Below are 818 nucleotides of genomic sequence, written 5' to 3'. Positions count from 1 at the left end.
TTGATGGTGACGACGATGCCGGCACCGACGGTGCGGCCGCCTTCACGGATAGCGAAGCGCAGCTTCTCTTCCATGGCGATCGGCACGATCAGCTCGACATCGACCGTGATGTTGTCGCCCGGCATCACCATCTCGGTGCCTTCCGGCAGCGACACGATGCCGGTCACGTCGGTCGTGCGGAAGTAGAACTGCGGACGGTAGTTGGTGAAGAACGGCGTGTGACGGCCACCTTCGTCCTTGGTCAGGATGTAGGCTTCGGCCACGAACTTCTTGTGCGGCTTCACCGTACCGGGCTTGGCCAGAACCTGGCCGCGCTCGACACCTTCACGATCAACGCCGCGCAGCAGCGCACCGATGTTGTCGCCAGCCTGGCCCTGATCGAGCAGCTTGCGGAACATTTCGACGCCCGTGCAGGTCGTCTTGGTCGTCGGACGGATGCCGATGATCTCGAGTTCTTCACCGACCTTGACCACGCCGCGCTCGACGCGGCCGGTCACCACCGTGCCACGGCCCGAGATCGAGAACACGTCTTCGATCGGCATCAGGAACGGCTTGTCGAGCGGACGAACCGGGGTCGGGATGTAGGCATCGACCGCAGCCATCAGCTCGCGGATCGCGTCCTCGCCGATCTTCTTGTCCGAATCTTCCAGAGCAGCCAGCGCCGAACCCTTGACGATCGGAATGTCGTCGCCGGGGAACTCGTTCTTGGTCAGAAGCTCGCGAACCTCGAGCTCGACCAGTTCGAGCAGCTCGGCGTCGTCGACCTGGTCGACCTTGTTCAAAAACACCACGATCGACGGCACGCCGACCTGACGGGC

Annotated in this window: 1 protein-coding gene; it reads right to left on the bottom strand. The window is 63.1% G+C overall.

Annotated features, from left to right (window positions below):
• Positions 1-818 (bottom strand): elongation factor Tu (locus tag NKI38_RS33485; RefSeq protein ID WP_352665160.1); only part of this gene is annotated, 818 nt, incomplete at both ends.

It is taken from the genome of Mesorhizobium sp. M0621, assembly GCF_040320745.1.
Taxonomy (GTDB): Bacteria; Pseudomonadota; Alphaproteobacteria; order Rhizobiales; family Rhizobiaceae; genus Mesorhizobium.
Note: the sequence above shows the minus strand (reverse complement) of the source record. Positions and strands in the feature narration are given on the sequence as shown.